This window comes from Thauera sp. 63 (assembly GCF_000310165.2).
Taxonomy (GTDB): domain Bacteria; phylum Pseudomonadota; class Gammaproteobacteria; order Burkholderiales; family Rhodocyclaceae; genus Thauera; species Thauera humireducens.
Window position 1 is genome coordinate 1 of record NZ_AMXC01000036.1, and the last position, 26,766, is coordinate 26,766.

24 protein-coding genes are annotated in these 26,766 nt (G+C 68.2%); 7 read left to right on the forward strand and 17 right to left on the reverse strand.

What is annotated here, in order from left to right:
* Positions 1-36 precede the first annotated feature (36 nt).
* The 9 genes from C664_RS17615 to C664_RS17655 all read right to left on the reverse strand — a co-directional run bounded on the left by C664_RS17615 (position 37) and on the right by C664_RS17655 (position 9,220).
* Positions 37-1,347, reverse strand: a complete 1,311-nt coding sequence (locus C664_RS17615) for a TRAP transporter large permease (protein ID WP_004291484.1) — start codon at positions 1,345-1,347, stop codon at positions 37-39.
* 10 nt (positions 1,348-1,357) lie between these two features.
* A complete protein-coding gene (locus C664_RS17620; protein ID WP_004291485.1) occupies positions 1,358-1,882 on the reverse strand; it encodes a TRAP transporter small permease subunit in 525 nt (174 codons plus the stop codon).
* A gap of 2 nt (positions 1,883-1,884) precedes the next feature.
* On the reverse strand, positions 1,885-2,913 hold the full coding sequence (gene dctP, locus C664_RS17625; protein WP_004291486.1) for a TRAP transporter substrate-binding protein DctP: 1,029 nt from the start codon (positions 2,911-2,913) through the stop codon (positions 1,885-1,887).
* A 149-nt stretch (positions 2,914-3,062) separates the two neighbouring features.
* On the reverse strand, positions 3,063-4,331 hold the full coding sequence (locus C664_RS17630) for an amidase (RefSeq protein ID WP_054963749.1): 1,269 nt from the start codon (positions 4,329-4,331) through the stop codon (positions 3,063-3,065).
* A 43-nt stretch (positions 4,332-4,374) separates the two neighbouring features.
* The gene (locus C664_RS17635) at positions 4,375-5,565 is read right to left on the reverse strand and encodes an oxamate carbamoyltransferase subunit AllG family protein (protein WP_004291489.1); all 1,191 of its coding nucleotides are present in this window, start codon (positions 5,563-5,565) and stop codon (positions 4,375-4,377) included.
* Complete coding sequence (locus tag C664_RS17640; protein ID WP_004291491.1) at positions 5,552-6,181, reverse strand: hypothetical protein; 630 nt, start codon at positions 6,179-6,181, stop codon at positions 5,552-5,554. Before C664_RS17640 ends, C664_RS17635 begins: the two co-directional genes overlap by 14 nt.
* 21 nt (positions 6,182-6,202) lie before the next feature.
* Positions 6,203-7,066, reverse strand: a complete 864-nt coding sequence (locus tag C664_RS17645) for an NAD-dependent epimerase/dehydratase family protein (RefSeq protein ID WP_038012307.1) — start codon at positions 7,064-7,066, stop codon at positions 6,203-6,205.
* A 6-nt stretch (positions 7,067-7,072) separates the two neighbouring features.
* Entirely contained in the window at positions 7,073-8,035 is a 963-nt protein-coding gene (locus C664_RS17650; protein ID WP_004291494.1) for a PDR/VanB family oxidoreductase, read from the reverse strand.
* Between the two features lie 12 nt (positions 8,036-8,047).
* Complete coding sequence (locus C664_RS17655; RefSeq protein WP_004291495.1) at positions 8,048-9,220, reverse strand: aromatic ring-hydroxylating oxygenase subunit alpha; 1,173 nt, start codon at positions 9,218-9,220, stop codon at positions 8,048-8,050.
* Between the two features lie 119 nt (positions 9,221-9,339).
* On the opposite strand from C664_RS17655, the gene C664_RS17660 reads away from it, so the two are divergent.
* The 6 genes from C664_RS17660 (at position 9,340) to C664_RS17685 (ending at position 16,414) form a co-directional block, all read left to right on the forward strand.
* Complete coding sequence (locus tag C664_RS17660; protein ID WP_004291496.1) at positions 9,340-10,230, forward strand: LysR substrate-binding domain-containing protein; 891 nt, start codon at positions 9,340-9,342, stop codon at positions 10,228-10,230.
* Positions 10,231-10,337: 107 nt separating this feature from the next.
* Positions 10,338-10,832: a formate dehydrogenase subunit gamma gene (locus tag C664_RS17665; protein WP_004291497.1), complete on the forward strand. Its 495-nt coding sequence runs from the start codon at positions 10,338-10,340 to the stop codon at positions 10,830-10,832.
* Positions 10,829-12,385 (forward strand): formate dehydrogenase beta subunit, encoded by a 1,557-nt coding sequence (locus C664_RS17670; protein WP_004291498.1) that lies wholly within the window; start codon positions 10,829-10,831, stop codon positions 12,383-12,385. Before C664_RS17665 ends, C664_RS17670 begins: the two co-directional genes overlap by 4 nt.
* A gap of 30 nt (positions 12,386-12,415) precedes the next feature.
* The gene (gene fdhF / locus C664_RS17675; protein WP_004291499.1) at positions 12,416-15,292 is read left to right on the forward strand and encodes a formate dehydrogenase subunit alpha; all 2,877 of its coding nucleotides are present in this window, start codon (positions 12,416-12,418) and stop codon (positions 15,290-15,292) included.
* Positions 15,285-16,160, forward strand: a complete 876-nt coding sequence (gene fdhD, locus C664_RS17680; RefSeq protein ID WP_004291500.1) for a formate dehydrogenase accessory sulfurtransferase FdhD — start codon at positions 15,285-15,287, stop codon at positions 16,158-16,160. The genes fdhF and fdhD overlap by 8 nt, the downstream gene beginning before the upstream one ends.
* Before the next feature lie 8 nt (positions 16,161-16,168).
* Complete coding sequence (locus C664_RS17685) at positions 16,169-16,414, forward strand: formate dehydrogenase subunit delta (RefSeq protein ID WP_004291501.1); 246 nt, start codon at positions 16,169-16,171, stop codon at positions 16,412-16,414.
* A gap of 7 nt (positions 16,415-16,421) precedes the next feature.
* Here the strand turns inward: C664_RS17685 and C664_RS17690 are convergent, their stop codons facing one another.
* The 8 genes from C664_RS17690 to C664_RS17725 all read right to left on the reverse strand — a co-directional run bounded on the left by C664_RS17690 (position 16,422) and on the right by C664_RS17725 (position 24,287).
* Positions 16,422-17,303: a DMT family transporter gene (locus C664_RS17690; RefSeq protein ID WP_004291502.1), complete on the reverse strand. Its 882-nt coding sequence runs from the start codon at positions 17,301-17,303 to the stop codon at positions 16,422-16,424.
* A gap of 91 nt (positions 17,304-17,394) precedes the next feature.
* A complete protein-coding gene (locus C664_RS17695; RefSeq protein WP_004291504.1) occupies positions 17,395-18,549 on the reverse strand; it encodes a benzoate/H(+) symporter BenE family transporter in 1,155 nt (384 codons plus the stop codon).
* A 74-nt stretch (positions 18,550-18,623) separates the two neighbouring features.
* A complete protein-coding gene (locus tag C664_RS17700; RefSeq protein WP_004291506.1) occupies positions 18,624-19,259 on the reverse strand; it encodes a LysE family translocator in 636 nt (211 codons plus the stop codon).
* Between the two features lie 110 nt (positions 19,260-19,369).
* Positions 19,370-20,242: a DUF6279 family lipoprotein gene (locus C664_RS17705; protein WP_004291507.1), complete on the reverse strand. Its 873-nt coding sequence runs from the start codon at positions 20,240-20,242 to the stop codon at positions 19,370-19,372.
* 115 nt (positions 20,243-20,357) lie between these two features.
* The gene (locus C664_RS17710; RefSeq protein WP_004291509.1) at positions 20,358-21,425 is read right to left on the reverse strand and encodes an FAD:protein FMN transferase; all 1,068 of its coding nucleotides are present in this window, start codon (positions 21,423-21,425) and stop codon (positions 20,358-20,360) included.
* Positions 21,425-22,381 carry a glutathione synthase gene (gene gshB / locus C664_RS17715; RefSeq protein ID WP_004291510.1) on the reverse strand — a complete coding sequence of 319 codons (957 nt, stop codon included), beginning with the start codon at positions 22,379-22,381 and terminating at the stop codon, positions 21,425-21,427. The genes C664_RS17710 and gshB overlap by 1 nt, the downstream gene beginning before the upstream one ends.
* Positions 22,378-23,676: a glutamate--cysteine ligase gene (gshA, locus tag C664_RS17720; protein ID WP_004291511.1), complete on the reverse strand. Its 1,299-nt coding sequence runs from the start codon at positions 23,674-23,676 to the stop codon at positions 22,378-22,380. Before gshA ends, gshB begins: the two co-directional genes overlap by 4 nt.
* Before the next feature lie 143 nt (positions 23,677-23,819).
* The gene (locus tag C664_RS17725) at positions 23,820-24,287 is read right to left on the reverse strand and encodes an Lrp/AsnC ligand binding domain-containing protein (RefSeq protein ID WP_004291512.1); all 468 of its coding nucleotides are present in this window, start codon (positions 24,285-24,287) and stop codon (positions 23,820-23,822) included.
* Between the two features lie 167 nt (positions 24,288-24,454).
* Here C664_RS17725 and putA point away from each other — a divergent pair.
* Positions 24,455-26,766, forward strand: a 2,312-nt coding sequence (gene putA, locus C664_RS17730; protein ID WP_004291513.1) for a bifunctional proline dehydrogenase/L-glutamate gamma-semialdehyde dehydrogenase PutA, incomplete at its 3' end; no start/stop codon positions are given.

Sequence of the window (26,766 nt, forward strand, 5' to 3'; positions counted from 1 at the left end):
GCCCCCCTGCCGCGCCGCATACAGACGCAGTGCCCCCTACTTCACGAGCAGATCGGGCAGATAGAGCACGATCGACGGCGCGAAACTGATGATCACGACCGACAGGCACATCAGCAGGAAGAAGGGGAAGGCGGCATACACCACCGTGCTCAGGTTCGACCCGGTGATGCCCTGCAGCACGAACAGGTTGAAGCCCACCGGCGGCGTGACCTGCCCCAGTTCGACCATCAGCACGAGGAACACACCGAACCAGACCGGATCGAACCCCGCCTGAACCATGATCGGCAGCGTCACCGGCAGGCTCATGACCACGATCGAGATCCCGTCGAGGAACAGGCCCAGCACGATGTAGAGCGCCGCGATCAACAGCAGCAGGGTCCAGGGCGAGAGCTCCATTGCCGCGATCGCCTTGGTCAGCCCGTCCGGAATGTGCATGTAGCCGATCGCGGTCGCGAGCACGGCTGCCGCCACCAGGATCGAGCACACCATGCACGAGGTGCGCACCGCCGCCATCAGGGAATCGGTGATCACCGACCACGTCAGCTTGCGCAGGATCGCCGTCAGCACGATGGCCGCGAACACGCCGACTGCCGCGGCCTCGGACGGCGTGACGATGCCCGAGTAGATCCCGCCCAGCACCGCCACGATCAGGATGCCGATCGGCACCAGATCGACGAAGGCACCGATCAGCCTCTTCAGCGTGATGCCCCCCAGGCTGGCCGGCGCCAGTTCGGGCCGCATGACGCAGCGGATCATGATGTAGGTCGAGAAGATGGCCGCCACCATCAGCCCCGGAATCACGCCGGCGGCAAACAGCTTGGCGATCGACACCTCGGCCAGCACGCCGTAGATGATCATGATGATCGACGGCGGAATCAGCAGACCCAGACTTCCGGCGCCCGCCAGCGAACCGAGCGAGAGGCTGCGGTCATAGCCGCGCTCGGCCAGCGCGGTGGTGGTGATCTTGCCCACCGTTGCCGTGGTGGCCGAGGTCGAACCGCTGACCGCGGCGAACAAGGTACAGCCCATCACGTTGGTATGGAGCAAGCGCCCCGGCAGCCACTCGACCAGCGGCGTCAGACCGCGGAACAGGCGCTCGGAGATGTCGGAGCGGAAGATGATCTCGCCCATCCACAGGAACAGCGGGATCGCCGCCAGCTCCCAGGTACTTGCGCTCTTCCACATCACCGACTTGGCGATGACACCGATCCGGTCGACGGAGAAATCGGCCACGAACGCCAGGCTGGCCACCGCCACCAGCAACAGCCCGGAGAAGATCCAGACCCCGAAGCCGAGCGCGATGAAGATCAGCGCCAGCACCACCGCAGCAGAAATGAATGCTTCCATGTCGGTCTCCTCACTCCGCCGCAGCGACCGGGCCGCGCTCGCCGATCATCGGTTCGCCGGACACGATACGTATGGCATAGGCCACGAGTTGCAGCAAAAAGATGCTGAGACCCAGCAGCAACAGCCCCTCGGGAATCCACAACGGCACCTGGGCGACCGTTTCGCTGACCGCGCCACGCGTCCAGTTGCGCGAGATGCTGCTCCAGAAATAGAGCCACACCATCGCGAACACACCGAAGCAGGCCGCGACACAGGTCACTTCGGTCAGCTGACGCATCGCGCGGCTGCGGATGCGGGCAAGCAGGATGTTGACCCGGATCAGCCCGCCCTGCTCCAGCGTGTAGCCCAGGCCGAGGAAGGTACTGGCCGCCACGCCGTAGCCGACGAATTCGTCGAGCACGTAGGTCGAACTGTCGAACACCGCGCGCAGCACGATTTCCAGCAGGATGTGCCCAACCATGGCGGCGACGATCACCGCCGCCATGATGGCCCCCGCACGCGTGAGAAGATCCACCAGCGAGAGGAAATGGCGCATGATCAGTTGACACTCCCGTTGGCGGCCACCGTGGTCGCCACCTGCTGGCGCTGGCGGTATTCGGCGATCAAGGCCTCACCATCCTTGCCGGCGCGCTTCACCCACGCGGCAATCACCGGCTCGGCCTGCTCCTGCAGATAGCGGCGGAAGGCCGGATCGACCTTTTCCGCAATCGTGACCCCGCGCTTGGCGGCGGTGTCGTAGTTGCGCTGGATCACCTTGTCGATATTGCCCCACAGGAACAGCTCGGTTTCCTTCGCCGCATCGAGCACCGCCTTCTGGCCGGCGGCCGGCAGCTTGTTCCAGGTGTCGAGGTTCATCGTCACCATGTTGATGGTGGTGTCGTAGTTGAGTGCGGTGAAGTGCTTGGCGTAGTCGTTGAAACTGGCGCTCAGACCCGACTCGATCGAGGTCAGGACACCCTCGATCCCGCCCGTGGTCAGCTGCGGCACGATGTCGGCCCAGCTCAGCTGCACCGGCGCGGCGCCTGCCGCCTTGAAGACAAGCGTGCCGTTGGGGTCATAGGTCCGCATCTTCAGCCCCTTCACCGCCTCGGGCTTGTCGTACGTGCGCGAACCCCAGAGTCCGCTGGCCGGCCACGGCGACGCGTACAGCAGCTTCTGGTTGTAGCGCGCAAGCTCCTTGTCGTAGTAGGGCCGGGCGACCTCGTACAGCATGTAGGCTTCACTCGCGTTCGACACCAGGAAGGGCAGCGACGACAGCACGAAGATGGGGTTGATCCCGCCCAGGGGCGGCACGAAGGTGTTGGCGATCACGACTGCGCCATCGGCCACGGCATCGAGCTGATCCTTGGACCGGAAACCGAGCGAGGCACCGAAGTGATGCACGATCTTGATGTCGCCCTGGCTCTTGGTCTTGAGCAGTTCGGCGAAGTGACGGTCACCCTCTCCTTGCACGGACGTCGCGGGGTACTCGTTGGGCATGTCCCAGACATAAGTCTGCGCACTCGCTGCAGAGCTCAGCGCAAACAATGCGGAAATGGCGAGACGCCGGATTGCTTTGGTTTTCATGCTTCATGACTCCTTTGGTTTACGGGATGGGAACGATCGATGGAAATACCGACTCATCCGCCCTGCGTGAAACGCGCAGACCGGTGCTTCTTGTCACCTGTTTTAATTTGTTGTTTGGCCCACCTGATCTGGCCTGAAAATTGACGCGGTTAATCAAAAGGCTGTGGAACTCGTCCACGCCACCCCAATTCATCCTGCATCCAGCGGGCAAGGCCGAGGAGCACGTGATCATTGCGATGCGCGCCGATCAGTTGCAGCCCCAGAGGAAGGCCGCATGACGACACGCCCGCAGGCAAGGTCACCTGTGGGGCCCCCAGCCATTGCCACGGCCGGCTCTGATCGGGACGGCCGGTCGCGGCCAGACCTTCAGGCGCAGCGCCGGGCGCGGCCGGCGCCAGGATCGCGTCGTAGCGGCGCATGACCAGCACGAACCGCGCCAGCGCACTGTCCCGCTGCGTGCGCAAGGCGTCGTATTGCTCGCCGTCGATCGCCAGGCCCTCCTCGATCAAGGCACTCAGCGCCGGACTCAGCTGATCGCGATGCGTGTTGTATTCGAATGCCAGGGTCTGAGCGGCTTCGTAGGCCATCAGCCGCCGGTGCGCCTCGACCCATGCCGGGCCACCCTCGGCCCCGAGCAATTCGGTGGCATCGCACTCGACCTGCACGCCGCAGGCACGCAGCGTGTCGACCGCACGTTGATGCAGCGCCAGCATCTCGGGGGCGACCGTGCCGAACGCGCTGCCGTCGATCGCCAGCACCGCTTGTGGCGGACGTTTCGGCGGTTCTGCCGCGCTTGCGGCACGGCCCAGCAAGGCCTGGACGTACTGCACGTCCGCCACGTCGCGGGCAAGAAAACCCAGCGAATCCAGGCTGTGCGCCAGCGGCATGATGCCGCGCGAAGCGTGGTTGCCCACGGTGGCCACATAGCCGACCACGCCACAGTAGGCGGCCGGCCGGATCACCGAGGCCGCGGTCTGCGAACCCAGGGCCAGTGGCACCATGCCCGCCGCCACGGCGGCCGCCGAGCCGCTCGACGAGCCGCCCGGGGTGTGCGTCAGGCGGTGGGGATTGGCGGTCGCGCCGGGCGTGAAATAGGCAAACTCGGTGGTGACCGTCTTGCCCATCACCCGCGCACCCAGCTGCGTCAGCGCGCTGACACACGCCGCATCCGCCTGCGGCGTGCGTCCCTGCCAGATCGCCGAGCCCCGTTCGGCACGCAGGCCGCGCACGTCGATGGTGTCCTTGACGCCGATCGGAAGACCGCGCAGTGCGCCCTTCCTGACTTCTGCCTCGCACCCGGCTTCGGGCCACAGTTGCCGCCAGGCGCGCACGGCGGGCTCATGGCGCTCGATCTGCCCGCGGCAGCTGAGCCAGACATCGTCCGCCAAGCACTCGCCACGCGCGATCGCGTCGCGCATTGCGGTCAGGCCGAGTCGGTACAGGGATGACATGCGGCGCTCCTCAGTGTGCCTGCAGCGCGCGTTCGAACAGCGTGGCGGGTACATCGACCACGCCCCCGCCGATCCGTCCGGCCACGCCCTGGGCGTCGATCATGCCGATCAGCACCAGCGGTCCGACGCCGGCCGCGACACAGGATGCCGCCGCCGTCGCGCACAGGCCCCGGACCAGCGGTGGCGCCTTGCTGGCCAGCACCTGCACGGCGCGCTGTGCCGCATCGGCCGGCAGCGACGCCGCCACCCCTTGCGCGACCAGGGGTGCAAACTGCAGCGACTGCCCGCCCAGGCCGGCGAAATCCACCACCGCGCTGTCGCCCAGGGCGCCCTCGGCCTGCCGCCCCTGGTGTGCCGGCTCGATCGTCCCTTGCGGAACGGGTGCCGGGACGCAGACCCACTGCCCCGGACGGGACGCGAGCTGGATGCCGAACTCGACCCCGTTGCCACCCGCCCGGGTGACGATGGAAGCGCCTTCCACCCCTTCTGCCGCACTGGCCGCCAGGGCAGTCGCCCCCATCCACACATTGAGCGCAAAGGCCGGCGACTCGGACAGGAAGGCGCTGACATCCTCGCTGACCGGGGGGCTGCGTCGCAGCAGCGCCGCGCTCACCAACTGCGAGCCCACCACGGTGCGGGCATGGCAGTCGTCGCCTTGCGCGCGCGCCTCGGCCAGCAAGGGCAACAGATCGAGCGGCGTCTCGAAGCCGCCCGCCAGCCAGTCGGCGAACGCGCCGTTGAGCCAGCGCAGATGCGGCACCAGGCCGTCGTCGAGACGACCCAGGCGGGTGGCGTGGGTCTGCCCTTCGTTGAGCGCAACCCACACCGGCGCCAGCGCCTGCGCCGGATCGGCAATCTCGAACACCGCCATCGAGGCGCTCAGCACGCCCGACAAGGGCACCAGCAGCCGGTGCGCCTGGGCCGAGGCGGTGCGGATGCGCCCCGCGCGCAGGGCCGCGATCGCCTCGTCGACCGATGCGCTCCAGCCCTCGAACACCGCGGCCTGCGCCGCCGAATGCAGCACCGGCGCGGGGATCTCCTGTGGTGACCGATAATCCGGGCCGGCATGGAAGATGCGCTGCGCACAGTCGGCGATCACGTCACGCAGGCGGCGCACGCCGATGCACTGCGGACGCACGGCCATGACCTTTTCTGCGGCGAGGGTGTCGGCGGCCGCCGCCGAATGCTCAAGCCTGTCCATGGGACGCCTGCACCCAGGTTTCGCTGAAGGCCAGCGCCGCAGACGCCGCACGGCTGCCGAAGAAATCCCGCTCCACGGTCGCGCCCGGCAGACGCTCGCCATTGACCGCCACCCAGCCGCTCGTGGCCGGCTGGAAGACGGAGAACATCTCGTGCACGCCGGTCTGGGTCTTGTCGGCCGGCACCGCTGCCATGAAGGGGCGCTGCAGGCCCTCCCAGTGCATCTCCAGGCTCAGGCCTTCCTGCGCATGCGTCGCGCGCTGGATGTGCAGGTCCTTGCCCTCGTCGTGGCAGGAGAACTGCGCACCGCCGACGATGCGCACGCTGTCGAGCAGCGCGGTGCACGGACGGAACAGTCCGAAGTGCTTGACGAAGTCATCGACCAGATAGCGGGCCATGACCGGGTTGTCGGTCAGCATCAGGCGTCGCGCCTTGGGGTACTCGGGCTGGTAAGGCGCCTCGAGCACCAGCATCGCCTGACCGACGCCATGCGGCGACAGTGCGATGCGGAAGTAGAGCGCCAGGGCAGACCAGTCGCCCTCGGGGTCGGTCTTGAGGTAGATGAACGGATTGTCTCCGGTCCAATCCACCGCGCCGGGTTTAACGGTTGTGATCATGATTCGTGCTCCCGAGAAAGGTCAAAGCCAGGTCTTGCGCAGTTCCAGATAGTCGGACGTCGGTGTCCAGCCCAGAAGATCCCGGGCCTTGGCCGACGAGAAGATCGAGGCACGCGGCTGCTGCTTGAACACACGCGGGTTGTTGAGCTCGGGCAGCTCGCCGAAGCGGCTGCGATACCACTCCAGGGTCGGCTCGGGACGGCTGGTGTCGTCGGCGCTGAGGAAGAAGGTGCCGTAGCGCAGCCCCTCGACCTCGAGCGCGGCACGAAAGCCGCGCGCCACATCGGCGGCGGTGACGTAGTAGAACAGCCAGTTGCGGTCGGGCGCTTCGACGAACTTCACGTACTCGGCAAAGCTCTCCGGCATCACGACCGCCAGCGGCCGCAGGCAGATCACGTCCATGTTGCTGCCATGGACGAAGCTCAGGCCCATCTGCTCCATCACCAGCTTGCTGACGCTGTAGGCCTGCACCGGACGGCATTCGTGGCGCTCGTCGACCTGCAGGCTCTGCGGCCGCCAGTCGGGGCGCATCTCGGACAGGCCGCAGGCTGAAATGCTCGAACACAGCACCACCTTGCTGACGCCTGTTTCCGCAGCGGCCTGCAGTACGTGCCAGGTACCGCGCACGTTGACGTCGATGTACTTCTCGGGCGCGGCTTTCCAGTCGAAGTCGATGGCAGCCAGGTGCACCACGGCGTCGGCGCCCTTGAAGGCCTGACGCAGGGAATCGAGATTCATCACGTCCGCCTGCACGTATCGGGTATCCACCCGACCCGCCACGAGATCGGCGTTGGTTACATCGAATTGCGATACCAGCTCGCGCAACACGTAGGTTCCGACGCGGCCCGAGCCGCCGGTCACCACCACTTTTCTAATCGTCGCCATGGTCTTTCAGAGATCCAGAGTTAATGAAGGCGTCAATGCGCGCGAAACACAGATCATCATGTGGCTGTTCGCCTGCCGCTCCTCGGGCGTCAGGACCGCATCCCGGTGGTCGGGCACGCCCTCCAGCACCACTTGCTCGCAGGTGCCGCACACGCCGTCGCAGCACGACCATTCGAGGTTCATGCCGTCACGGCGCAGCACTTCGAGGATCGTCTCGCCCGGCTCGACACGGAACTGCTTGCCGCTGCGCGCCAGGACCAGATCGAAGGCCTCGGCTTCGCCCACCGCCTTGTTCGGGTTCTCGAAGCGCTCCAGGTGCAGCTTCCAGGCCGGCCGGGCCTCATGGATGGCTACCAGGTCATCCAGCAGACGCAGCGGACCGCAGGCGAACACGGAATCGCCCGCCCCCAGCGTGCTCGCCCACTCCTCGAGATTCATGCGCCCCGTCTCGGCTGCATAGCGGTAAAACACCCGCTCCTGCGGCAGCTTGTTCAGGGTTTCGCGCAGACTCACATCCTGGCGCTCGCAGACGAGATAGATCAGCCGCCAGTCGCAACCCTGCGCCTCGGCCTCGAATGCCATCGGCAGGATGGGCGTGATGCCGATGCCGGCCCCGATCAGCGTGACACGCTGGTCGGGCACGAACGGAAAGTTGTTGCGCGGCCCGCGGACCTGCAGGCGCATGCCGACCTCGGCGCGATCGCACAGGAAAGCCGATCCGCCCCGGCTTTTCTTTTCCCGCAGCACGGTAATGCGCCACCTGGGTCCGGAAAAGGATTCGCCGCACAACGAATACTGGCGAATGTATTCCTGCCCATCGGCGGTCCACCGCAGTTCGATATGCGATCCTGCGGTCCAGGGGGGCAGATCGCCCCCATCGACGGCCACCAGATCGAAGGCGACGTTTCGCCCGCCGGTGACCGTCCTGGCCGCAATCTCGACTTCAATTGCGTTCTGATGTGCTTGCATCAAGAGCCCCGATCAGACGTTTGCGGCGTCCGCCTTGCGATACTTGTCCACAAGCCAGTCCTGATAACGCCCGATGACACGCTCATGCGCACTGAGGCGGCCACGCGGTGCGAAGCGGGACTCCCCTCCGACCTGATAACGGCGCCACGCGGAATAGTCCTCGACCATCACCGGATAGAGTTCCTCGCGCTCGCGCAGCCAGCGTTCCTTGAATTCGGGATCCTCCAGGGTCGCTTGCGGATACAGCCAGGTTGCGCTGTACCAGGACTGCTTGGCCGAATGCGGCAACCAGAGGAAATACTTGACCTTGTCCGGCATCGCGACGATCAGCAGATTGGGCGCCACCGTGATGTAGGCCAGGCGCGAACGCTGCTCTTCGGTCAGCAACGGAAGAATCGGATGTGCGGCCTTGCCCGATTTGGTGGGACTGGCATCGGGAAACTCGGACACCAGGTCGTAAGCAATGATGCCGTTCTGCGGATCGTTGTAGATTGCATCCTCGTCCAGGCGCTCGGCAGAAATCTTGTGCATGCTGCCCCAGGATTGGCCGTGCAGATGGAGGCAGTGATAGCACTCGTCCATGTACTGCTTCCAGTTCCACTCGTTGAATTCCATGTTCAGCGGCTCTGCGGCATGGAGGGTGGACATCTGGTAATTCGCCAATTGACCCTTGAGCTTTTCCAGACGGGGCGCCAGCGGTGCGATGCTTTCGTCGAAGGTAATGAACAGGAAACCTTCCCAGATTTCGGAACGAATGACCGGCAGACAGGCTTCCTTCTTGTCGAAGGTCGGATCTTCATTCAGCCCGGGCGCCGAAGTCAGCGCTCCGCTCAGGTCATACACCCAGGAATGCATGGGGCAGCGGATGCGGCGCACATTGCCGCGGCCTTCGGCCAGCAGCAGGCCACGGTGCTGGCATACGTTCGCCAGCACCTTCACCGAACCATCCTGCTGACGGACGATCATCAGCGGATCCTTGCCGACCGACAGCGTGTAGTAATCGCCCGGATTCGGAATATCATTGACATGGCCAATACAGAACCATTCGTGGCCCCAAACGGCACCCATTTCGAAATCGAAGAATTCCGGGTCATTGAAAACCTTTGGCGGCAAAGCGACCGTCGCATTCGACTGGGTCGTGCTCGCATCGAAGATCTGAATTGGAATACTCGCCCGCTTGCTCATGTCGTCTCCTGTATTGAAAATGTTTCGAGAGCGAGACGTAATCTAGGGACTCACATCCGATCGGGCCATTACAGTTTTTCGAGCGCCGCTTAGAAAAATCCTTCGCCCCCCTTCCCGTCATGATTTCCCGCAAATACCTCTACCTGATTTCGCTCGCCGATGAACGCCACTTCGGCCGCGCGGCAACGGCCTGCCACGTGTCGCCCTCCACCTTGTCCACGGCGATTCGCGAGCTGGAGCAGGAGCTGGGGGTTGTCCTGGTGGAGCGTGGCAAATCCTTCGTGCGCCTCACCGCCGAAGGCGAATGCGTGCTCGCGCACGCCCGCCGCGCGGCTGCCGGCGCCGGAGAACTGCACCAGGCGCTGGACGCCTTGCGCGGCGGCCTGGGCGGCCAGCTGCGCCTGGGCGTGATCCCGACCGCACTCGCAGTGGTGTCCTCGCTCACCTCGCCCTTCGCGCTGCGGCACCCACGGGTGGACATCGACGTGCGTTCGGCCAGCACCCAGGCCATCCTCGGGGCCTTGCGCGACTTCCAGCTCGAGGCCGGCGTCCTCTACACCGAGTCGGCCACCTCGCCCGACCTGCATTGCCTGCCGCTGTGGGCGGAAGACCTGGTGTTCATCACCCGCAGCGGCGGCCCGCGGGCGGCAGGGGACGACATCGCCTGGCGCGACGCCGCCGCCGAGCCGCTCTGCCTGCTGTCGCGCGACATGCACCACCGGCAGACGGTCGACCGCGTGTTCGCCGAACTGGGGTGTGCGCCGCGCGTGGGGCTCGAGACCAATTCCCTGACCAGCATCCTCGCCCACGTCCGCGCCGGCCCGTGGAACGGCATCCTGCCGCGCAGCGTGCTCTCCCTCATCGGCGCCTCGGAGGGCCTCCATGCGCTGCGTCTGGTGTCGCCCTGCGTCGAATGGCGGACCGGACTCGTCACCCTGGCGCGCGATCCGCAGCCGCCCCTGAGCGCGGCCCTGCTCGCGCTTGCCGCACAGCTCCCGCCTTCGGGCTGAAGCCTCTTGTTCGATTAAACCGAACAAACCTTCTGAATAATTCGCTTCGTCGGAATTAACGCCTCGCCTATCGTCCCGTCGTTGAACGCCGCCGCGGAGCGATGACGATGACGACCCCCTTGCCGAAAACTGCGGACCTGGATGCCCTCATCCAGACCCACCGCACCCTCCCGGGCGCCACCCTGCCCATCCTCCACGCCATCCAGAACGCCTGGGGCTACATACCCGACGAGGCCCTGCCGCGCATCGCGACAGCGCTCAACCTGTCGCGCGCCGAAGTACAGGGTGTGGTCAGCTTCTATCACCACTTCCGCCGCACGCCGCCGGGCCGCCACGTGGTGCAGGTGTGCCGCGCCGAATCCTGTCTGGCGATGGGCGCGGACGCCCTCGAGGCGCATGTCCGGGCCACGCTGGGCATCGACGTCCACCAGACCAGCGCCGATGGCGCAGTGACGCTGGAGCCGGTGTATTGCCTGGGCAACTGCGCCTGCTCGCCGTCCATCCGCGTCGATGACGACATCCACGGCCGGATGAGCCCGCGCCGCTTCGATGCCGTGGTGGCCGAACTTCGAGCCACCTCCGGCGAAGGAGTCACGGCATGAGCGCCCGCATCTACGTTCCGATCGATTCCGGTGCGCTGTCGCTCGGCGCCGAACAGGTCGCCCGCGCCATCCGCCGGGAAGCGGATGCACGCGGCATCGCCGTCGACATCGTGCGCAACGGCTCGCGCGGGCTGTTCTGGCTCGAACCCCTGGTCGAGGTGGTCACGCCCCAGGGTCGTGTCGCCTACGGCCCGGTGCAGCCCGAAGACGTGCCCGGCCTGTTCGACGCCGGCTTCCACCACGGCGCCGCCCACCCGCTGTGCCACGGCCTCACCGCGCAGATCCCCTTCCTCGCCCGCCAGGAGCGGCTCACCTTCGCCCGCGTCGGCCTCACCGATCCGCTGAGCCTGGACGACTACCTCGCCCACGGCGGCTTCGAGGGCCTGAAGCGCGCGATCGCGCTCGCCCCCGCCGACGTCGTGCAGGCGGTGACCGACTCCGGACTGCGCGGACGCGGCGGCGCGGCCTTCCCCACCGGCATCAAGTGGAAGACGGTGCTCGACACCCCGGCGGCGCAGAAGTACATCGCCTGCAACGCCGACGAGGGCGACTCCGGCACCTTCTCCGACCGCATGCTGATGGAAGGCGACCCCTACTGCCTGATCGAAGGGATGACCATCGCCGGCCTCGCGGTGGGGGCGACGCAGGGCTACATCTACGTGCGCTCCGAATATCCCCATGCCTTCCGCACCCTGCAGGCGGCCATTGGGCGCGCCCGCGCTGCCGGCTGGCTGGGCGCGAGCGTGGCCGGCTGCGGCCGCGCCTTCGAGCTCGAGGTGCGCATGGGCGCCGGCGCCTACATCTGCGGCGAGGAGACCGCGATGCTGGAAAGCCTGGAAGGCAAGCGCGGCGTGGTGCGCGCCAAGCCCCCGCTGCCGGCGATCGCCGGTCTGTTCGGCCAGCCCACGGTGATCAACAACGTCATGAGCCTGGCCGCGGTGCCGCTGATCCTTGCCCGCGGCGCCGCCTTCTACCGCGACTACGGCCTCGGGCGTTCGCGCGGCACCCTGCCCTTCCAGCTCGCCGGCAACCTGCGTCACACCGGCCTGGTCGAGAAGGCCTTCGGCGTCACCCTGCGCGAGCTGCTGGAGGACTTCGGCGGCGGCAGCGCCAGCGGCCGGCCCCTGCGCACCGCACAGGTCGGCGGCCCGCTCGGCGCCTACGTGCCGGCGACGCAGTTCGACGTGCCGCTGGACTACGAGCAGTACGCCGCCATCGGCGCCATGGTCGGCCACGGCGGCATCGTCGCCTTCGACGACACGGTGGACATGGCCAAGATGGCGCGCCACGCGATGGCCTTCTGCGTGGCGGAGTCCTGCGGCAAATGCACGCCCTGCCGCATCGGCTCGGTGCGCGGCGTGGAGGTCATCGACCGCATCATCGCCGGCGAGGAACGCGGCCGGAACCTCGCGCTGCTCGATTCGCTGTGCGACACCATGCTCGCCGGCTCGCTGTGCGCCATGGGCGGCATGACGCCCTACCCCGTGCAGTCCGCCCTCAAGCACTTTCCCCAGGACTTCGGCATCGACACCGCCGCAGCCGCAGCCGCCTGAGGCGCCCCGCGCACGGCAAGGAGACACCCCATGACGATCTTTCGCGAACCCGACTACGGCACGCCGCAGCGCACTTCCAGTGAGATGGTGACGCTCGTCATCGACGGCGAGCCCGTCACCGTACCCGCCGGCACCTCGGTGATGCGCGCCGCCGAGCTGGCCGGCAACCGCATCCCCAAGCTGTGCGCCACCGACAGCCTGGAGCCCTTCGGCTCGTGCCGGCTGTGCCTAGTCGAGATCGAAGGCCGCCGCGGCACGCCGGCGTCCTGCACCACGCCGGTCGAAGCCGGCATGGTGGTGCGCACCCAGAGCCCGCGCCTGGCCGAACTGCGCCGCGGCGTGATGGAGCTGTACATCTCCGACCACCCGCTCGACTGCCTCACCTGTCCGGCCAACGGCAACTGCGAGCTGCAGGACATGGCCGGCGTGGTGGGCCTGCGCGAGGTGCGCTACGGCATGGACGGACGCAACCATTTCGACGCCGCCAGCGCGGTCGCGCCCGACAGCTCCAACCCCTACTTCAGCTACGACCCGGCCAAGTGCATCGTGTGCAACCGCTGCGTGCGCGCCTGCGAGGAGATCCAGGGCACCTTCGCGCTGACGATTTCCGGCCGCGGCTTCGAGTCCCGCGTCACCGCCGGCATCCAGCAGTCCTTCCTCGAATCGGACTGCGTCTCCTGCGGCGCCTGCGTGCAGGCCTGCCCGACCGCGACGCTGATGGAAAAGAGCGTCATCCGGATGGGCCAGGCGGAGAAGAGCGTCACCACCACCTGCGCCTACTGCGGCGTGGGCTGCTCGTTCAAGGCCGAGCTCAAGGGCAATGAAGTCGTGCGCATGGTGCCGCACAAGGACGGCAAGGCCAACATGGGTCACTCCTGCGTGAAGGGCCGCTTTGCCTGGGGCTACGCCACCCACCCCGACCGCATCACCACGCCGATGATCCGCAACACCATCGACGAGCCCTGGCGCAGCGTGAGCTGGGACGAGGCACTGAACCACGCCGCCAGCGAGTTCCGCCGCATCCAGGCCAAACATGGCCGCAGCGCGGTGGGCGGCATCACGTCCTCGCGCTGCACCAACGAGGAAACCTACCTGGTGCAGAAACTGGTGCGCGCGGCCTTCGGCAACAACAACGTCGACACCTGTGCCCGCGTGTGCCATTCGCCCACCGGCTACGGGCTCAAGCAGACGCTGGGCGAATCGGCCGGCACGCAGACCTTCGAGTCGGTGCTGCAGGCCGACGTGGTGATGGTGATCGGCGCCAACCCCACCGAGGGCCATCCGGTGTTCGGCTCGCTGCTCAAGCGCCGCATCCGCGAGGGCGCGAAGCTGATCGTGATCGACCCGCGCGACATCGAGCTGGTGAAGACGCCGCACGTGCAGGCCGACTACCACCTCAAGCTGATGCCCGGCACCAACGTCGCCGTGGCCAACGCGCTGGCGCACGTCATCGTCACCGAGGGCCTGGTCGACACGACCTATGTGGCCGAGCGCTGCGAGGCGGCGTCCTTCCGCCAGTGGTGCGAGTTCGTCTCCCGGCCGGAAAACGCGCCGGAAGCCACCGCCGCCCTCACCGGCGTGCCGGCCGAGACGGTACGCGGCGCGGCACGCCTCTACGCAACCCAAGGCAACGCCGCCATCTACTACGGCCTGGGCGTGACGGAGCACTCGCAGGGCTCGACCATGGTGATGGCGATCGCCAACCTCGCCATGGCCACCGGCAACGTCGGCCGCATGGGCGTGGGCGTCAATCCGCTGCGCGGCCAGAACAACGTGCAGGGCTCATGCGACATGGGCTCCTTCCCGCACGAGCTTCCGGGCTACCGGCATGTGTCCGACGCCACCACGCGGGCGCTGTTCGAATCGGCCTGGGGCGTCACGCTCGACGCCGAGCCCGGCCTGCGCATCCCCAACATGTTCGAGGCTGCGCTCGACGGCAGCTTCCGCGGCCTCTACATCGAAGGCGAGGACATCGCCCAGTCCGACCCCAACACCCAGCACGTCGAAGCCGCGCTGCGGGCGATGGAATGCGTGGTGGTGCAGGACATCTTCCTCAACGAGACCGCCAAGTTCGCCCACGTCTTCCTGCCCGGCGCCTCCTTCCTGGAGAAGGACGGCACCTTCACCAACGCCGAGCGCAGAATCTCGCGCGTGCGCAAGGTGATGCCACCGCTGGCCGGCATGGCCGACTGGGAAGTGACGATGGCGCTGTCGCGGGCGCTGGGCTATCCGATGGACTACACGCATCCGTCCGAGATCATGGACGAGATCGCGCGCCTCACCCCCAGCTTCCACGGCGTCAGCTACGACAAGCTCGAGCGCCTGGGCAGCATCCAGTGGCCGTGCAACGAGGCCGCCCCCGAAGGCACGCCGATCATGCACGTCGAGCGCTTCGTGCGCGGCCAGGGCCGCTTCATGCTCACCGCCTACATTCCCACCGACGAGCGCGCCAGCAAGCGCTTCCCGCTGCTGCTGACCACCGGCCGCATCCTCAGCCAGTACAACGTCGGCGCGCAGACGCGGCGCACCGCCAACATCGTGTGGCACGCCGAGGACCGGCTCGAGATCCATCCGCACGACGCCGAGGAACGCGGCATTCAGGACGGCGACTGGGTCGGCATCGCCAGCCGCGCCGGCGAGACGGTGCTGCGCGCCACCGTCACCGCGCGCGTGCAGCCGGGCGTGGTCTACACCACCTTCCACTTCCCCGAGTCCGGAGCCAACGTCATCACCACCGACAATTCCGACTGGGCGACCAACTGCCCGGAGTACAAGGTCACGGCGGTGCAGGTGGTCGCGGTCAGCCAGCCTTCCGGCTGGCAGCAGCGCCATCGCGACTTCAGCGCCCGCCAGCAGGCCTACCTGAAGGGCCAGCGCGTCGTCGCCAAGGAGCAGGCCGATGCTTGAGCCGCCTGCCCGCTCGCCCGACCACCGCCTGGCGAACGCCTGCGCCGCGGACGAGGCGATGCTGCCGCACGAACACGTCACCGTAACCCGATCGGCGTGGACGGGGCCGGACCCGCTGTCGGCCCATGAGGCGTGCGACACCCTGATCGAAGAGACGCCGGTCGCCCTGGTCTACAACGGCATCTCGCACGCGGTGATGCTGGCGACGCCGAGCGACCTGGAGGATTTCGCCTACGGCTTCAGCCTGACCGAAGGCATCGTGTCGCGCCGCCAGGACATCTACGGCATGGACATCGTGTCCGTCGGCCAGGGCATCGAGGTCCGCATCGAGCTGGCCGCCGAGCACTTCGTCCAGCTCAAGCACCGCAGGCGCACGCTGGCCGGGCGCACCGGCTGCGGCCTGTGCGGGGTGGACAGCCTGGCGGCGGCGCTGCGTCCGGTCGCCACGCTCGAACACCGTTCTGGCGTATCCCGTGCTGCGCTGGCGCGGGCGCTCGACGAACTGGGGCAGGAGCAGGTCCTGCACCGCCTCACCGGCGGCGCGCATGCCGCAGCCTGGGTGTCGGCCAGCGGCCAGGTCCAGCTGGTGCGCGAGGACGTGGGCCGCCACAACGCGCTCGACAAGCTCATCGGCGCCCAGTTGCGCTGGGGCAACGATCCGCGTGCGGGCTTCGTCCTCGTCACCAGTCGCGCCAGCTACGAGATGGTGCACAAGACCGCGGCGGCCGGCATCGGCTGCCTCGCCGCGGTGTCGGCGCCGACGGCCCATGCGGTGCGACTGGCGGAAAGCGCCGGCCTCACCCTGGTCGGCTTCGCCCGCGGCCAGCGCTGCACCGCCTACACATCTCCCGACACGATCACCGCCTGAGCCCCGACATGGATATCGACAATCTCGCCCGCATGGCCAACCGCATCGGCGACTACTTCACCGCCTACCCGGATCGCGACGAGGCCGCAGTCTCGATCGCCAGGCACATCGAAATGTTCTGGACGCCGCAGATGCGCCGGGCGCTGCTCGACCTCGCGACCAGCGAGGCGCGCCCGCAGGCCTTGCAGCCCCTGGTGGCGCACGCCGTCTCGAAACATCTCGCCCGGCCCGCCGCCACGCACGATCAAGGATGAGCCCGGCTCATCCAGGCCGGTTCGCCACCCAGATTCCCGCGCCCACCAGTCCCAGCGCCAGGAACACCGTCTGCGACAGCTCCTCGCCGAGGAACAGGCCGCCTGCCAGCACGCCCATCACCGGCGTCAGGAAGGAGAAGGTCGACAAGCGTGTCGCCGGGTAATGCCGCACCAGCCAGAACCAGCCGACATAGCTGACGCCGGCGACGATGACGACCTGGAACAACATGCTCGCCCAGACCAGCGGACTCGGCGCGAACACCCCGGGTTCGCCAAGGATCAGCGACAGCAGCGGCAGCACCAGCGCTGACACGCCGAGCTGGTAGAGCAGGGTCTTCTCGGCACTGATGCGGATCAGCGCCGTTGCCTTGACGGTCAGCGTGGTCGCCGCCCAGAAACCCGCGCCGATCAGGATCAGCAGGTCGCCGACCCACTCCCCGCCGGCCGACGAGATCAGCCCTTCGCCGAACAGGATCAGCACGCCCGCGAAGGCCAATGCCATACCCGCCCATTGGGCCCGCCGCATCGGCTCCTGCGGTAGCAGCCAGACCGCGCCGAGCGCGACAAAGAAGGGCGCGGTGTAGAGGAAGATGACCCCGCGCGAAGCGCTGGTGTGTTGCAGGCCGATGAAGATCAGCGCGAACTCGGCGGCAAAGAGCAAGCCCGCAAGCAGGCCGGGCAGCAGCGTGCCGTCACGCTGGAACACGTTCACCCGGCGCACGAATGTCCAGCCGAGGACGATCACCGTTGCCACGATCGAGCGCAAGCCGGCCTGCCACACCGGCGAAATCCCGGTACTCGCCAGCTTGATCGCCACCTGCTGCACGCCCCAGATCATGCAGAACAGGATCATCAAGCCGATGGCCATACGGTCGAGTTCGGTCTTCATATTCGAGATGGATCACCCGGGGATGAAAAGCCGGATTATCGGCGCTCGCAGCCAACAAGGCGAGGCCGGAGGCACCGGCATGGTGCGCGGCTCACCGGCGCCAGTTGAGCACCCACAATGCCAGTCCGCCTGCGACCACGCCCCAGAACGCCGAACCGATGCCGCCCAGCGACAGCCCGGACGCGGTCACGAGGAAGGTCACCAGCGCGGGTTCGCGCTGGGCCTCGTCCTTCATCGCCGTCGCCAGCCCGCCGCCGATGGTGCCGAACAGCGCCAGGCCGGCGACGGCCAGCACCAGTTCGCGCGGAAAGGCAGCGAACAACGCGCCCACCGTGGCGCCGAACACGCCCACCAGCAGGTAGAACACCCCGGCGAACACGCTGGCGAGGTAGCGCTTCGCCGGATCCTCGTGCGCCTCGCGCCCCATGCAGATCGCGGCGGTGATCGCCGCGAGGTTGATCGCGTAGCAGCCGAAGGGCGCCAGCACCAGGCTCACCGCCCCGGTCCAGCCCACCACCGGCGACACCGGCACCTTGCCGTAGCCGGCAGCACGCATCACCGCCACGCCGGGCACGTTCTGCGAGGTCATCGTCACGACGAACAGCGGCACGCCCACGCCGATCATCGTCTGCCAGTCGAACACCGGCATCGTGAACACCGGCGTCGCCATCTCCAGCCGCAGCGTGTCGAAGTTCAGCAGGCCCTGCACCGCCGCGACCGCGCTGCCCAGGGCCAGCACGAGCAGCACCGCGTAGCGCGGCAGGAGCCGGCGCGCGAGCAGGTAGGCGGCGAACATCGTGAACACCAGCCCGAAGCGCTGGCCCATGGCCACGAACACCTCGATGCCGAAGCGCACCAGCACGCCGGCCAGCATCGCGGCCGCGATACCGGGCGGAATGCGGTCCATCACGCGCTCGAAGCCACGCGTCACGCCCGCCAGCAGGATCAGCACGGCACAGAATATGAAGGCGCCGGTCGCCTGCTCGAGACTCACGCCGGCCAGCGCCGTCACCAGCAGGGCCGCGCCCGGGGTCGACCAGGCGGTGACCACCGGCGCGCGATAGCGCAGCGACAGGCCGATGCAGGTCACGCCCATCGCGATACCGAGCGCCCACATCCATGAACTGATCTGCGCCGGCGTCGCGCCCGCCGCTTCGGCAGCCTGGAAGACGATGGCGGCGGAGCTGGTGAAGCCGACGAGGACGGTGACGAAACCGGCGGAAAGCGGAGCGAGGTAGGCGCGCATGACAAGACGAAAAGGTTGGGACGGGCGCGGGGCGAGCCAGCGCTGCCGCGATCGAACAGCGTGCCGGCCCTGCCTCAGGCCGGCTCGCTCACGGCCAGCCGCAGACCGAAGCCGACGAAGACCAGGCCGGTCAGGCGGTCGAGCCACCTCACGACGGCGGGCCGGGCAAGCCAGGCCCGGACCTGCAGGGCGAGCGCAATCATCAGTGCAAACCAGACAAAGGACAACAGCACGTGGATCAGCGCGAGAAGGAAGCTGAAGCCCGCGACATCGACGCCGGCCGGCACGAACTGGGGCAGGAAGGTCAGGTAGAAAACGCCCACCTTCGGATTGAGCACATTGGTCAGGAACCCCCGCAGGAAGGCCGCCAGCCATCCCTCGCCATCCTCCGTCGCCACACCCGGCTCCAGCTGCAGGCCGCCCCGCCGGGCGAACAGCAGCGTCGTGCCCATCCACACCAGATAGGCCGCCCCCGCGAGCTTGACCGCCGAGAACAGCAGGCCGGAGGTCGCCAGCACTGCACCCAGCCCGACGGCGACGACCGCGCCCCACACCAGGCAGCCGGCCGCCACGCCCAGCGCGGCCAGGACGGCGCGCGCGACGCCGCCCGCCACCGAGGTCCTCAGCACCAGCGCGGTATCGACGCCGGGCGTCATCGCCAGCACGGCGGCAGCAAAGGTGAACGCCCACAGGCTCTGCGCAATCGTCATCGGGACACTCGTTCCGGGAAGTCAGCACGCAGTTTAAGGCCCTGCGGCCAATCCGCCGAATGTGAGCGCTGTGGTCGCGATGCGGCAGTGGCGAGGGGCGCAGCCGCCGCTCAGTCCGCCGCGGCCACCCGCGGGCCGGCGCAGGCCAGGGTGTCGAACTGCGCGGCGAGTCCGTCGATCTCGGCGAGCAGCCGTTCGCGCTGGGTCGGAGAGGCGGCATTGAACACGTCGGCCAGCAACTGCAGGGTCAGTTGCCGGTTGTGCGCCACCTGCGCGCGATGTGCGGCCGGGGCCGTGGCATCGGGCGGGGCGCGCAACGCGGCAATGCGCGCGGCGAACTGCTGCGGGTCGTCACGCACCCGCAGTGCGTCGATCACGCCCTGCTGCCATTGGCGGCGATTCTCGAGCCACTGCTCGGTGGTGGGCTGCAAGGCGTCGCTCCAGGCCGCGACCAGCGCGCGCTGGCCGTCATCGAGGCGGCCGAACCAGTTGCGCAGGCGCTTCTCCATGCGCTCGACCTGCGCCGCACGGCGCACCTCGGCGCTGCCGTCGAGGAATTCCTTGCGCGCGTCGCGATCCCGGCGCGCGAAGGCCGCCGCGAGTTCGGCCACCTGCTCGTCCGACAGTCCGGCGAGCAGCACGCCGGCGTCGTCGACCAGTTCCGTGCGCAGCTCGTCCCACCACGCCTCGCCCTGGCGCAGGAAGGGCTCGAGCTCGTGCGCGGCGATGCGCTCGCGCTGCAGGGTGTCGCGCGCCTCGCGCAGCAGGCCGACGTAGTCGGGCAGATGAGCGCGGCAGTGCCAGTCCAGCCGCGCGGCGAGCCGCTGGTCGAGCAGGCTGCGCTGGCCGGCGTCGAAACTGACGTAGTCGCGCAGATACCAGGGCACCAGCCAGTCGAGCTGGGAATAGGCGAAGCGTACGCCGCAGCCGGCGAGCAGCAGCGCGGAACACAGCAGGATCAGCAGTCTTGCGCGAGCGATCATGAGCGCTCAGAGCGCGGCACCGCGGACAAAGTTCGCACCGGACCGGGGCAAGACCGGCCCGCATCGATCGGTGGCTTGAGTCGGTGGCTTGAGTCGGTGACGTCAGTCGATAACGTCAGTCGATGACGACGGGCTCGATGGCGCCGATGAACTGCAGCCGCGCGCGCAGCGCCTTGGTCACTTCAACGCGGCCGTCCTCCCTCACGCGCAGCGCGTGCTCGATGCCGAAGCGGCGCGTCTGCTCGCGCCAGCCGTCGCCGGCGAGGTAGGCGGGCTTGCTCGCGGCGTCGGACAGGGTGCCGACCGCCTCGCCCGCGGCGCCCTTGGGCGTCAACAGGATGGTGAGCGACTGCGTGCCGCGTGCGGGCTGGCCGGTGCGCGGGTCGAGCAGGTGGGCGTGGCGCACGCCGTCGAGCATGAAGTAGCGCTGGTAGTCGCCCGAGGTGCCGACCGCCTCGCCGTCGTACAGCGGCAGCGTGGCCAACGGCGCGGGCTCGCGCGGATGCTGGATGCCGATGCGCCACGGCTGGTCGCCCTTGCGCCCCAGTGCCAGCACGTTGCCGCCGATGTTGATCAGCGCGTTGGTCACGCCCTGTTCGCGCAGGATGGCCGCGGCGCGGTCGAGCGCATAGCCCTTGGCGTAGCCGCCGAGATCGAGCTGCACCGCGGGGTTGCGGCTGCTGACGCGATTGCCGTCGATGACGAGGTCGCTCATGCGCGGCCTGGCCGCGAGCAGGGCCGCGAGCTTGTCGGGGTCGGGACGCACCGGCACGAAGGTGTCGGTATGAAAGCCCCACAGCGCCACCAGCGCGCCCAGCGCCGGATCGAACAGCTCGTCGCCGGTGGCGGCGATGCGCTGTGCATCCTTCAGCATCGCGGCCAGCTCGTCAGACACCGTGGCCGTCTCGCCGCGCGCGAGCGCCGCGTTCAGCGCGGTCAGTTCGGAAGGTTCCCAGGCATGGTAGGCCCGATGCAGGCGGTCGAACTCGCGCAGCACAGCCGCCGCCGCAGCGTCCGCGGCGGCCTGGTCGGCCGCATACACCGCGACATCGACGCGGGTGCCGAACACGAAGGCCTCGTGGCGGAACACCTCGGCGCGCGAGCACGCGCCCAGCAGCAGGATGCAGGCGAAAAGGCCGAGCCAGCGCAGCCAGCCGGCCGCCGTCGAAGCGGGCGACGCCATCAGTTGCAGGCCTGCTCCAGCTTGTCGATGACCAGCCCGGCGACGTCGAAGCCCTGCTGCGTGGCGATCTCGACCATGCAGGTGGGGCTGGTGACGTTGATCTCGGTGAGGTGTCCGCCGATGACGTCGAGCCCGACGATCAGCAGGCCGCGCGCCCACAGGATCGGCGCCAGGCATTCGGCGATCTCGCGTTCGCGCACGGTCAGCGGCATCGCCACGCCGCGGCCGCCGGCCGCGAGGTTGCCGCGCGTCTCCCCGGCCTGCGGGATGCGCGCCAGCGAAAAGGGCACGACTTCGCCGCCGATGATCAGCACGCGCTTGTCGCCCTCGGCGATCTGCGGCAGGTAGCGCTGCGCCATGATCGTGCGCGCGCCTTCCTGCGTCAGCGTCTCGATGATGACGTTGCGGTTGGGGTCGTCCTTCCGGACGCGGAAGATCTGGCTGCCGCCCATGCCGTCGAGCGGCTTGAGGATGACGTCGCCGATCTCGTCGATGAAGGCCTGGATGTCCACCGCGTCGCGCGCGACCAGCGAGGTCGCCATGAACTGCGGGAATTCGGTGATCGCGAGCTTCTCGGAATGGTCGCGGATCGCGCGCGGGTTGTTGAACACGCGCGCGCCGGCCTGCGCGGCATCCTCGAGCAGCCAGGTGGCGGTAACGTACTCGAAGTCGAACGGCGGGTCCTGGCGCATCAGCACGGCGTCGAAGCCCGCCAGCGACAGCGCCTGCTCGGGTCCGGCCGGGGCGTACCAGGGCGCGTCGCCCGCCAGCAGGTGGATCGGCAATGCGCGTGCGCTGACCGCGCCGTCGCGCCAGGTCAGCGCACCGCGCTGCATGGTCCACACCTGGTGACCGCGGGCGACGGCGGCCCGCATCATGGCGATGCTGGAATCCTTGTAGGCCTTCAGCCCGTCGAGCGGGTCGAGGATGAAGGCCAACTTGAGCGCACGGCTCATGCCGCCTCTCCCACGGCCTCGGCCGGTTCGGTCTCCTCGATCTCGACCGAGGCCGCCAGCAGCGCGAGACGCGCGACCACGCCATAGGCGTAGAACCGGTTGGGCGGCGCGTCCGGCCCCTGGGCGACGTCGGGCAGGGTGCAGCAGGTGTCGAAGGCCAGCGGCTTGAAGTGCATGCCCGGCGCGTTGAGGTTCTCGTCGCGGCCGCGCTCGGTGTGGACCCGGTAGAAGCCGCCCACCACGTAGTGATCCATCATGTAGACGACCGGCTCGGCGACGCCGTCTTCCACCGTCTCGAAGGTATGCACGCCTTCCTGGATGATGACCTCGTGCACCTCCAGCCCCTCCTTCACCACCGCCATCTTGTTGCGCTGGCGACGGTTCAGGCCGACCACCTCGGAGGCGTCCTTCACCGTCATCACGCCCATGCCGTAGGTGCCGGCATCGGCCTTGACCACCACGAAGGGCTCGTCGGTGACGCCGTACTCCTTGTACTTGGCGCGGATGCGGGTGAGCAGCGAATCGACCTGCGCCGCCAGGCATTCCTCGCCGGTGCGCTCCTGGAAGTTGATCTGGCCGCAGACGCCGAACTCGGGGTTGATGCGCCACGGGTCGATGCCGATCTCCTCGGCAAAGGCGCGCGCGACACGGTCGTAGCACTCGGCATGCTTGGACTTGCGGCGCGAATGCCAGCCGGCGTGCAGCGGCGGGATCAGCCACTGCTCATCCAGCCCCTTGAGCACGGTCGGGATGCCGGCGGACAGGTCGTTGTTCAGCAGCACCGCGCAGGGGTCGAAGTCGTCCAGGCCGATGCGGCTGCCACTGCGGCGCAGCGGCTCGAGCGTCAGCGTCGCGCCATTGGCCAGTTCCAGCACGGTCGGCGCGGCGATGTCGGGCAGCAGGCTGCCGATGCGCACGTCCAGCCCGGTGAGGCGCAGGATCGACACCAGCTTGGCCACGTTCTGCAGGTAGAACTGGTTGCGGGTGTGGTTCTCGGGGATCAGCAGCAGCTTGCTGGCGTCGGGGCAGATGCGCTCGATCGCGGCCTGTGCCGCCTGCACGCACAAGGGCATGAAGGCGTCGTTGAGGTTGTTGAAGCCACCGGGGAACAGGTTCAGGTCGACCGGCGCGAGCTTGAAGCCGGAGTTGCGCAGGTCGGTGGAACCGTAGAAGGGCGGCATGTGGTCCTGCCACTGGCTGCGGAACCACTTTTCGATTTCGGTCGCGTTGTCGAGGAACTGGCGCTCCAGTTCGAGCAGCGGCCCGGTGAGGGCGGTGGTGAGGTGCGGGACCATGGATTGTCTGTCTCTGGAAGAGCCGCTGCCGGCCGGCAGGCGGCGGATGGATTGGCCGGGATGTTACACCATGGCCGCGGCCGCCCAATGACTGCGAACGACGTCTGAAACACGGCACACGGCAATGACGGACCGGCGCCCGGTCAGGCCGCCGGCGGCTTGAGCGGCAGGCTGCGCGCCTCCTTCACCACCTCCATGACCACATAGGTATGCGTCTGCTTGACGCAGGGCAGGCCGGAGATCTGGTCACCCATCACCCGCCGGTACGCATGGATGTCCCGCGTGCGGACCTTGAGCAGGTAGTCGAAGTCGCCGGCGATCATGTGGCAGGACTCGATTTCCGGGATGCGCCGCACCGCCTCGTTGAAGCGGCGCAGATCCTGCTCCGTGGTGCTGGTCAGCAGCACCTGGACGACCACGATGTGCCCCGCACCGATCGCATCGGGATCGAGATCCGCATGATAGCCCCGGATCACGCCGCTCTTCTCCAGACGCCGCAGGCGTTCGGCACAGGGCGTCTTGGTGAGGCCGACGCGGCGCGACAGTTCCACGATCGACAGGCGGGCATCGGCCTGCAGTTCGGCCAGAATCTTGAAATCGATGCGATCCATTGCAGTGCAGCAGTCTTTCGGACTGTCATTAGGCATTCGGACGGGAATTATGTCCGTATAGATTGAAATTTTGGAGCCATTAACTATTGTTTTTAGCAAAGAATTCGGCCGATCTGATCGCCCCCCGCGGGGCCCGTCGCACCCGACACCTGCCGGAGTCCCACACCGTGGATCACCTTGCCTTGCTCGCCTCCTCCACGCTGGCTGCCGCCGCCCTGCCGGCAAACCCGCGCCCTGCCCTGCGCGCCGCCATCGATGCCGCGTGGCGCCGCCCGGAACCGGACTGCATGCCGCCGCTGGTCGAGGCCGCCCGGTTCGACGAGGCCACCCAGGCGCGGATAAAGGGGCTGGCACGCAGCCTGGTCGTCGGCCTGCGTGCCAAGCGCAGCCGCTCTTCGGGCGTCGATGCGCTGATGAAGGAATTCTCGCTCTCCAGCCAGGAAGGCGTGGCCCTGATGTGCCTGGCCGAGGCGCTGCTGCGGGTGCCGGACAAGGCCACGGCCGACCGCCTGATCCGCGACAAGCTCTCTGAGGGCGACTGGCGTTCGCATGTCGGCAACAGCCCCTCGCTGTTCGTCAATGCCGCGACCTGGGGCCTGCTGATCACCGGCCGGCTGGTGTCGACAAGCAGCGAGGCCAGCCTGTCCGCCGCGCTCACCCGCCTCGTCGCCCGCGGCGGCGAACCGCTGATCCGCAAGGGCATGGACCTGGCGATGCGCATGCTGGGCGAACAGTTCGTCACCGGCCGCGACATCGACGAAGCGCTGGAGCGCGGCCGCACGCACGAGAAGCAGGGCTACCGCTACTCCTTCGACATGCTGGGCGAGGCGGCGATGACCGCCGAAGACGCCGAACGCTACTTCCGCGACTACGAGCGCGCGATCCACGCCATCGGCAAGGCCTCGGCCGGGCGCGGCGTGGTCGACGGCAACGGCATCTCGGTCAAGCTTTCCGCCCTGCACCCGCGCTACACCTGGTCGCAGCGCGAGCGCGTGTTCGCCGAGCTGCTGCCGAAGCTCAGGACCCTGTGCCTGCAGGCCAAGGGCTACGCCATCGGCCTCAACATCGACGCCGAGGAAGCCGACCGGCTGGACATCTCGCTCGACCTGCTCGAGGCGCTGGCGCTGGACGACGCGCTCGCCGGCTGGGCGGGACTGGGCTTCGTCGTGCAGGCCTACCAGAAGCGCGCGCCGTGGGTGCTCGACTTCGTCATCGACCTCGCGCGCCGCAGTGGCCAGCGCCTGATGCTGCGGCTGGTGAAGGGCGCCTACTGGGACGCCGAGATCAAGCGCGCGCAGATCGACGGCCTCGCCGGCTACCCGGTGTATACGCGCAAGGTCTATACCGATGTCGCCTACCTCGCCTGCGCGAAGAAGCTGCTCGCCGCACGCGACGCGATCTACCCGCAGTTCGCCACCCACAACGCCCACACCCTGGCGGCGATCTACCATCACGCCGAGAACACGTCCCACGGCACCGCCTGGCGCGCCGGCGACTACGAATTCCAGTGCCTGCACGGCATGGGCGAACCGCTCTACGACCAGATCGTCGGCCACGCCGAACGCCACCGCCTGGTGCGCATCTACGCGCCGGTCGGCAGCCACGAGACCCTGCTCGCCTATCTGGTGCGTCGCCTGCTGGAGAACGGCGCCAACACCAGCTTCGTCAACCGCATCGTCGATGAGAACGTGCCGGTCGACGAGCTGATTGCCGATCCGGTCGCGCAGGCGGCCGCGCTCGCCGGCACGCCGCATCCGCGCATCCCCCTGCCGGCCGAGCTGTACGGCGCGCAGCGCGCCAATTCGGCGGGCATCGATTTCGCCAGCGAGCCGGTGCGGGCCCGCATCGCCGCCGCCCTGCAGCGCAGCCGCGACACCACGCACCGCGCCGGCCCGATCGTCCCGGGCATCGGCGCTCCGGACGCCAGCCGCGCCCGCGCGATCGCCAACCCGGCCGACCAGGGCGACATCGTCGGCCAGGTCGTGGAGACCGCGACCCACGAAGTCGAGGCGGCCCTCGCCGCATCGGCAGCCATCGCCGGCAGCTGGGCGCACACGCCGCCGGCCGAACGCGCCGCCAGCCTCGAGCGCGCCGCCGAACTGCTCGAACGGCACGCCGACGACCTGCTGGCGCTGGCCGTGCGCGAAGCCGGCAAGTCGTGGAGCAACGCGGTGGCCGAGCTGCGCGAGGCGGTCGACTTCTGCCGCTACTACGCGCAGCAGGCACGCGGCTTCGACAACGGCAGCCATCCGGCGCTGGGGCCGGTGCTGTGCATCAGCCCGTGGAACTTCCCGCTCGCCATCTTCGCCGGCCAGCTCGCCGCCGCGCTGGCCGCCGGCAACCCGGTCATCGCCAAGCCCGCCGAGCAGACGCCGCTGATCGCCGCGGCCGCGGTGCGCCTGTTTCACGCCGCCGGCGTGCCGGCCGCGGCGCTGCAACTGCTGCCGGGCCGCGGCGAGACGGTCGGCGCCGCGCTGGT

What these genes read in the sequence shown, in the direction of transcription:
- C664_RS17635 (WP_004291489.1), bottom strand. Translation starts at nt 5,565, where the DNA reads ATGGACAGGCTTGAGCATTCGGCGGCGGCCGCCGACACCCTCGCCGCA.
- C664_RS17725 (WP_004291512.1), bottom strand. Translation starts at nt 24,287, where the DNA reads ATGGATCGCATCGATTTCAAGATTCTGGCCGAACTGCAGGCCGATGCC.
- C664_RS17665 (WP_004291497.1), top strand. Translation starts at nt 10,338, where the DNA reads ATGACGACCCCCTTGCCGAAAACTGCGGACCTGGATGCCCTCATCCAG.
- C664_RS17690 (WP_004291502.1), bottom strand. Translation starts at nt 17,303, where the DNA reads ATGAAGACCGAACTCGACCGTATGGCCATCGGCTTGATGATCCTGTTC.
- C664_RS17655 (WP_004291495.1), bottom strand. Translation starts at nt 9,220, where the DNA reads ATGAGCAAGCGGGCGAGTATTCCAATTCAGATCTTCGATGCGAGCACG.
- fdhF (WP_004291499.1), top strand. Translation starts at nt 12,416, where the DNA reads ATGACGATCTTTCGCGAACCCGACTACGGCACGCCGCAGCGCACTTCC.
- gshB (WP_004291510.1), bottom strand. Translation starts at nt 22,381, where the DNA reads ATGAGCCGTGCGCTCAAGTTGGCCTTCATCCTCGACCCGCTCGACGGG.
- C664_RS17650 (WP_004291494.1), bottom strand. Translation starts at nt 8,035, where the DNA reads ATGCAAGCACATCAGAACGCAATTGAAGTCGAGATTGCGGCCAGGACG.
- C664_RS17640 (WP_004291491.1), bottom strand. Translation starts at nt 6,181, where the DNA reads ATGATCACAACCGTTAAACCCGGCGCGGTGGATTGGACCGGAGACAAT.
- C664_RS17700 (WP_004291506.1), bottom strand. Translation starts at nt 19,259, where the DNA reads ATGACGATTGCGCAGAGCCTGTGGGCGTTCACCTTTGCTGCCGCCGTG.
- C664_RS17695 (WP_004291504.1), bottom strand. Translation starts at nt 18,549, where the DNA reads ATGCGCGCCTACCTCGCTCCGCTTTCCGCCGGTTTCGTCACCGTCCTC.
- C664_RS17710 (WP_004291509.1), bottom strand. Translation starts at nt 21,425, where the DNA reads ATGGCGTCGCCCGCTTCGACGGCGGCCGGCTGGCTGCGCTGGCTCGGC.
- C664_RS17645 (WP_038012307.1), bottom strand. Translation starts at nt 7,066, where the DNA reads ATGGCGACGATTAGAAAAGTGGTGGTGACCGGCGGCTCGGGCCGCGTC.
- C664_RS17670 (WP_004291498.1), top strand. Translation starts at nt 10,829, where the DNA reads ATGAGCGCCCGCATCTACGTTCCGATCGATTCCGGTGCGCTGTCGCTC.
- gshA (WP_004291511.1), bottom strand. Translation starts at nt 23,676, where the DNA reads ATGGTCCCGCACCTCACCACCGCCCTCACCGGGCCGCTGCTCGAACTG.
- C664_RS17685 (WP_004291501.1), top strand. Translation starts at nt 16,169, where the DNA reads ATGGATATCGACAATCTCGCCCGCATGGCCAACCGCATCGGCGACTAC.
- dctP (WP_004291486.1), bottom strand. Translation starts at nt 2,913, where the DNA reads ATGAAAACCAAAGCAATCCGGCGTCTCGCCATTTCCGCATTGTTTGCG.
- C664_RS17660 (WP_004291496.1), top strand. Translation starts at nt 9,340, where the DNA reads ATGATTTCCCGCAAATACCTCTACCTGATTTCGCTCGCCGATGAACGC.
- C664_RS17620 (WP_004291485.1), bottom strand. Translation starts at nt 1,882, where the DNA reads ATGCGCCATTTCCTCTCGCTGGTGGATCTTCTCACGCGTGCGGGGGCC.
- C664_RS17705 (WP_004291507.1), bottom strand. Translation starts at nt 20,242, where the DNA reads ATGATCGCTCGCGCAAGACTGCTGATCCTGCTGTGTTCCGCGCTGCTG.
- fdhD (WP_004291500.1), top strand. Translation starts at nt 15,285, where the DNA reads ATGCTTGAGCCGCCTGCCCGCTCGCCCGACCACCGCCTGGCGAACGCC.
- C664_RS17630 (WP_054963749.1), bottom strand. Translation starts at nt 4,331, where the DNA reads ATGCGCGACGCGATCGCGCGTGGCGAGTGCTTGGCGGACGATGTCTGG.
- C664_RS17615 (WP_004291484.1), bottom strand. Translation starts at nt 1,347, where the DNA reads ATGGAAGCATTCATTTCTGCTGCGGTGGTGCTGGCGCTGATCTTCATC.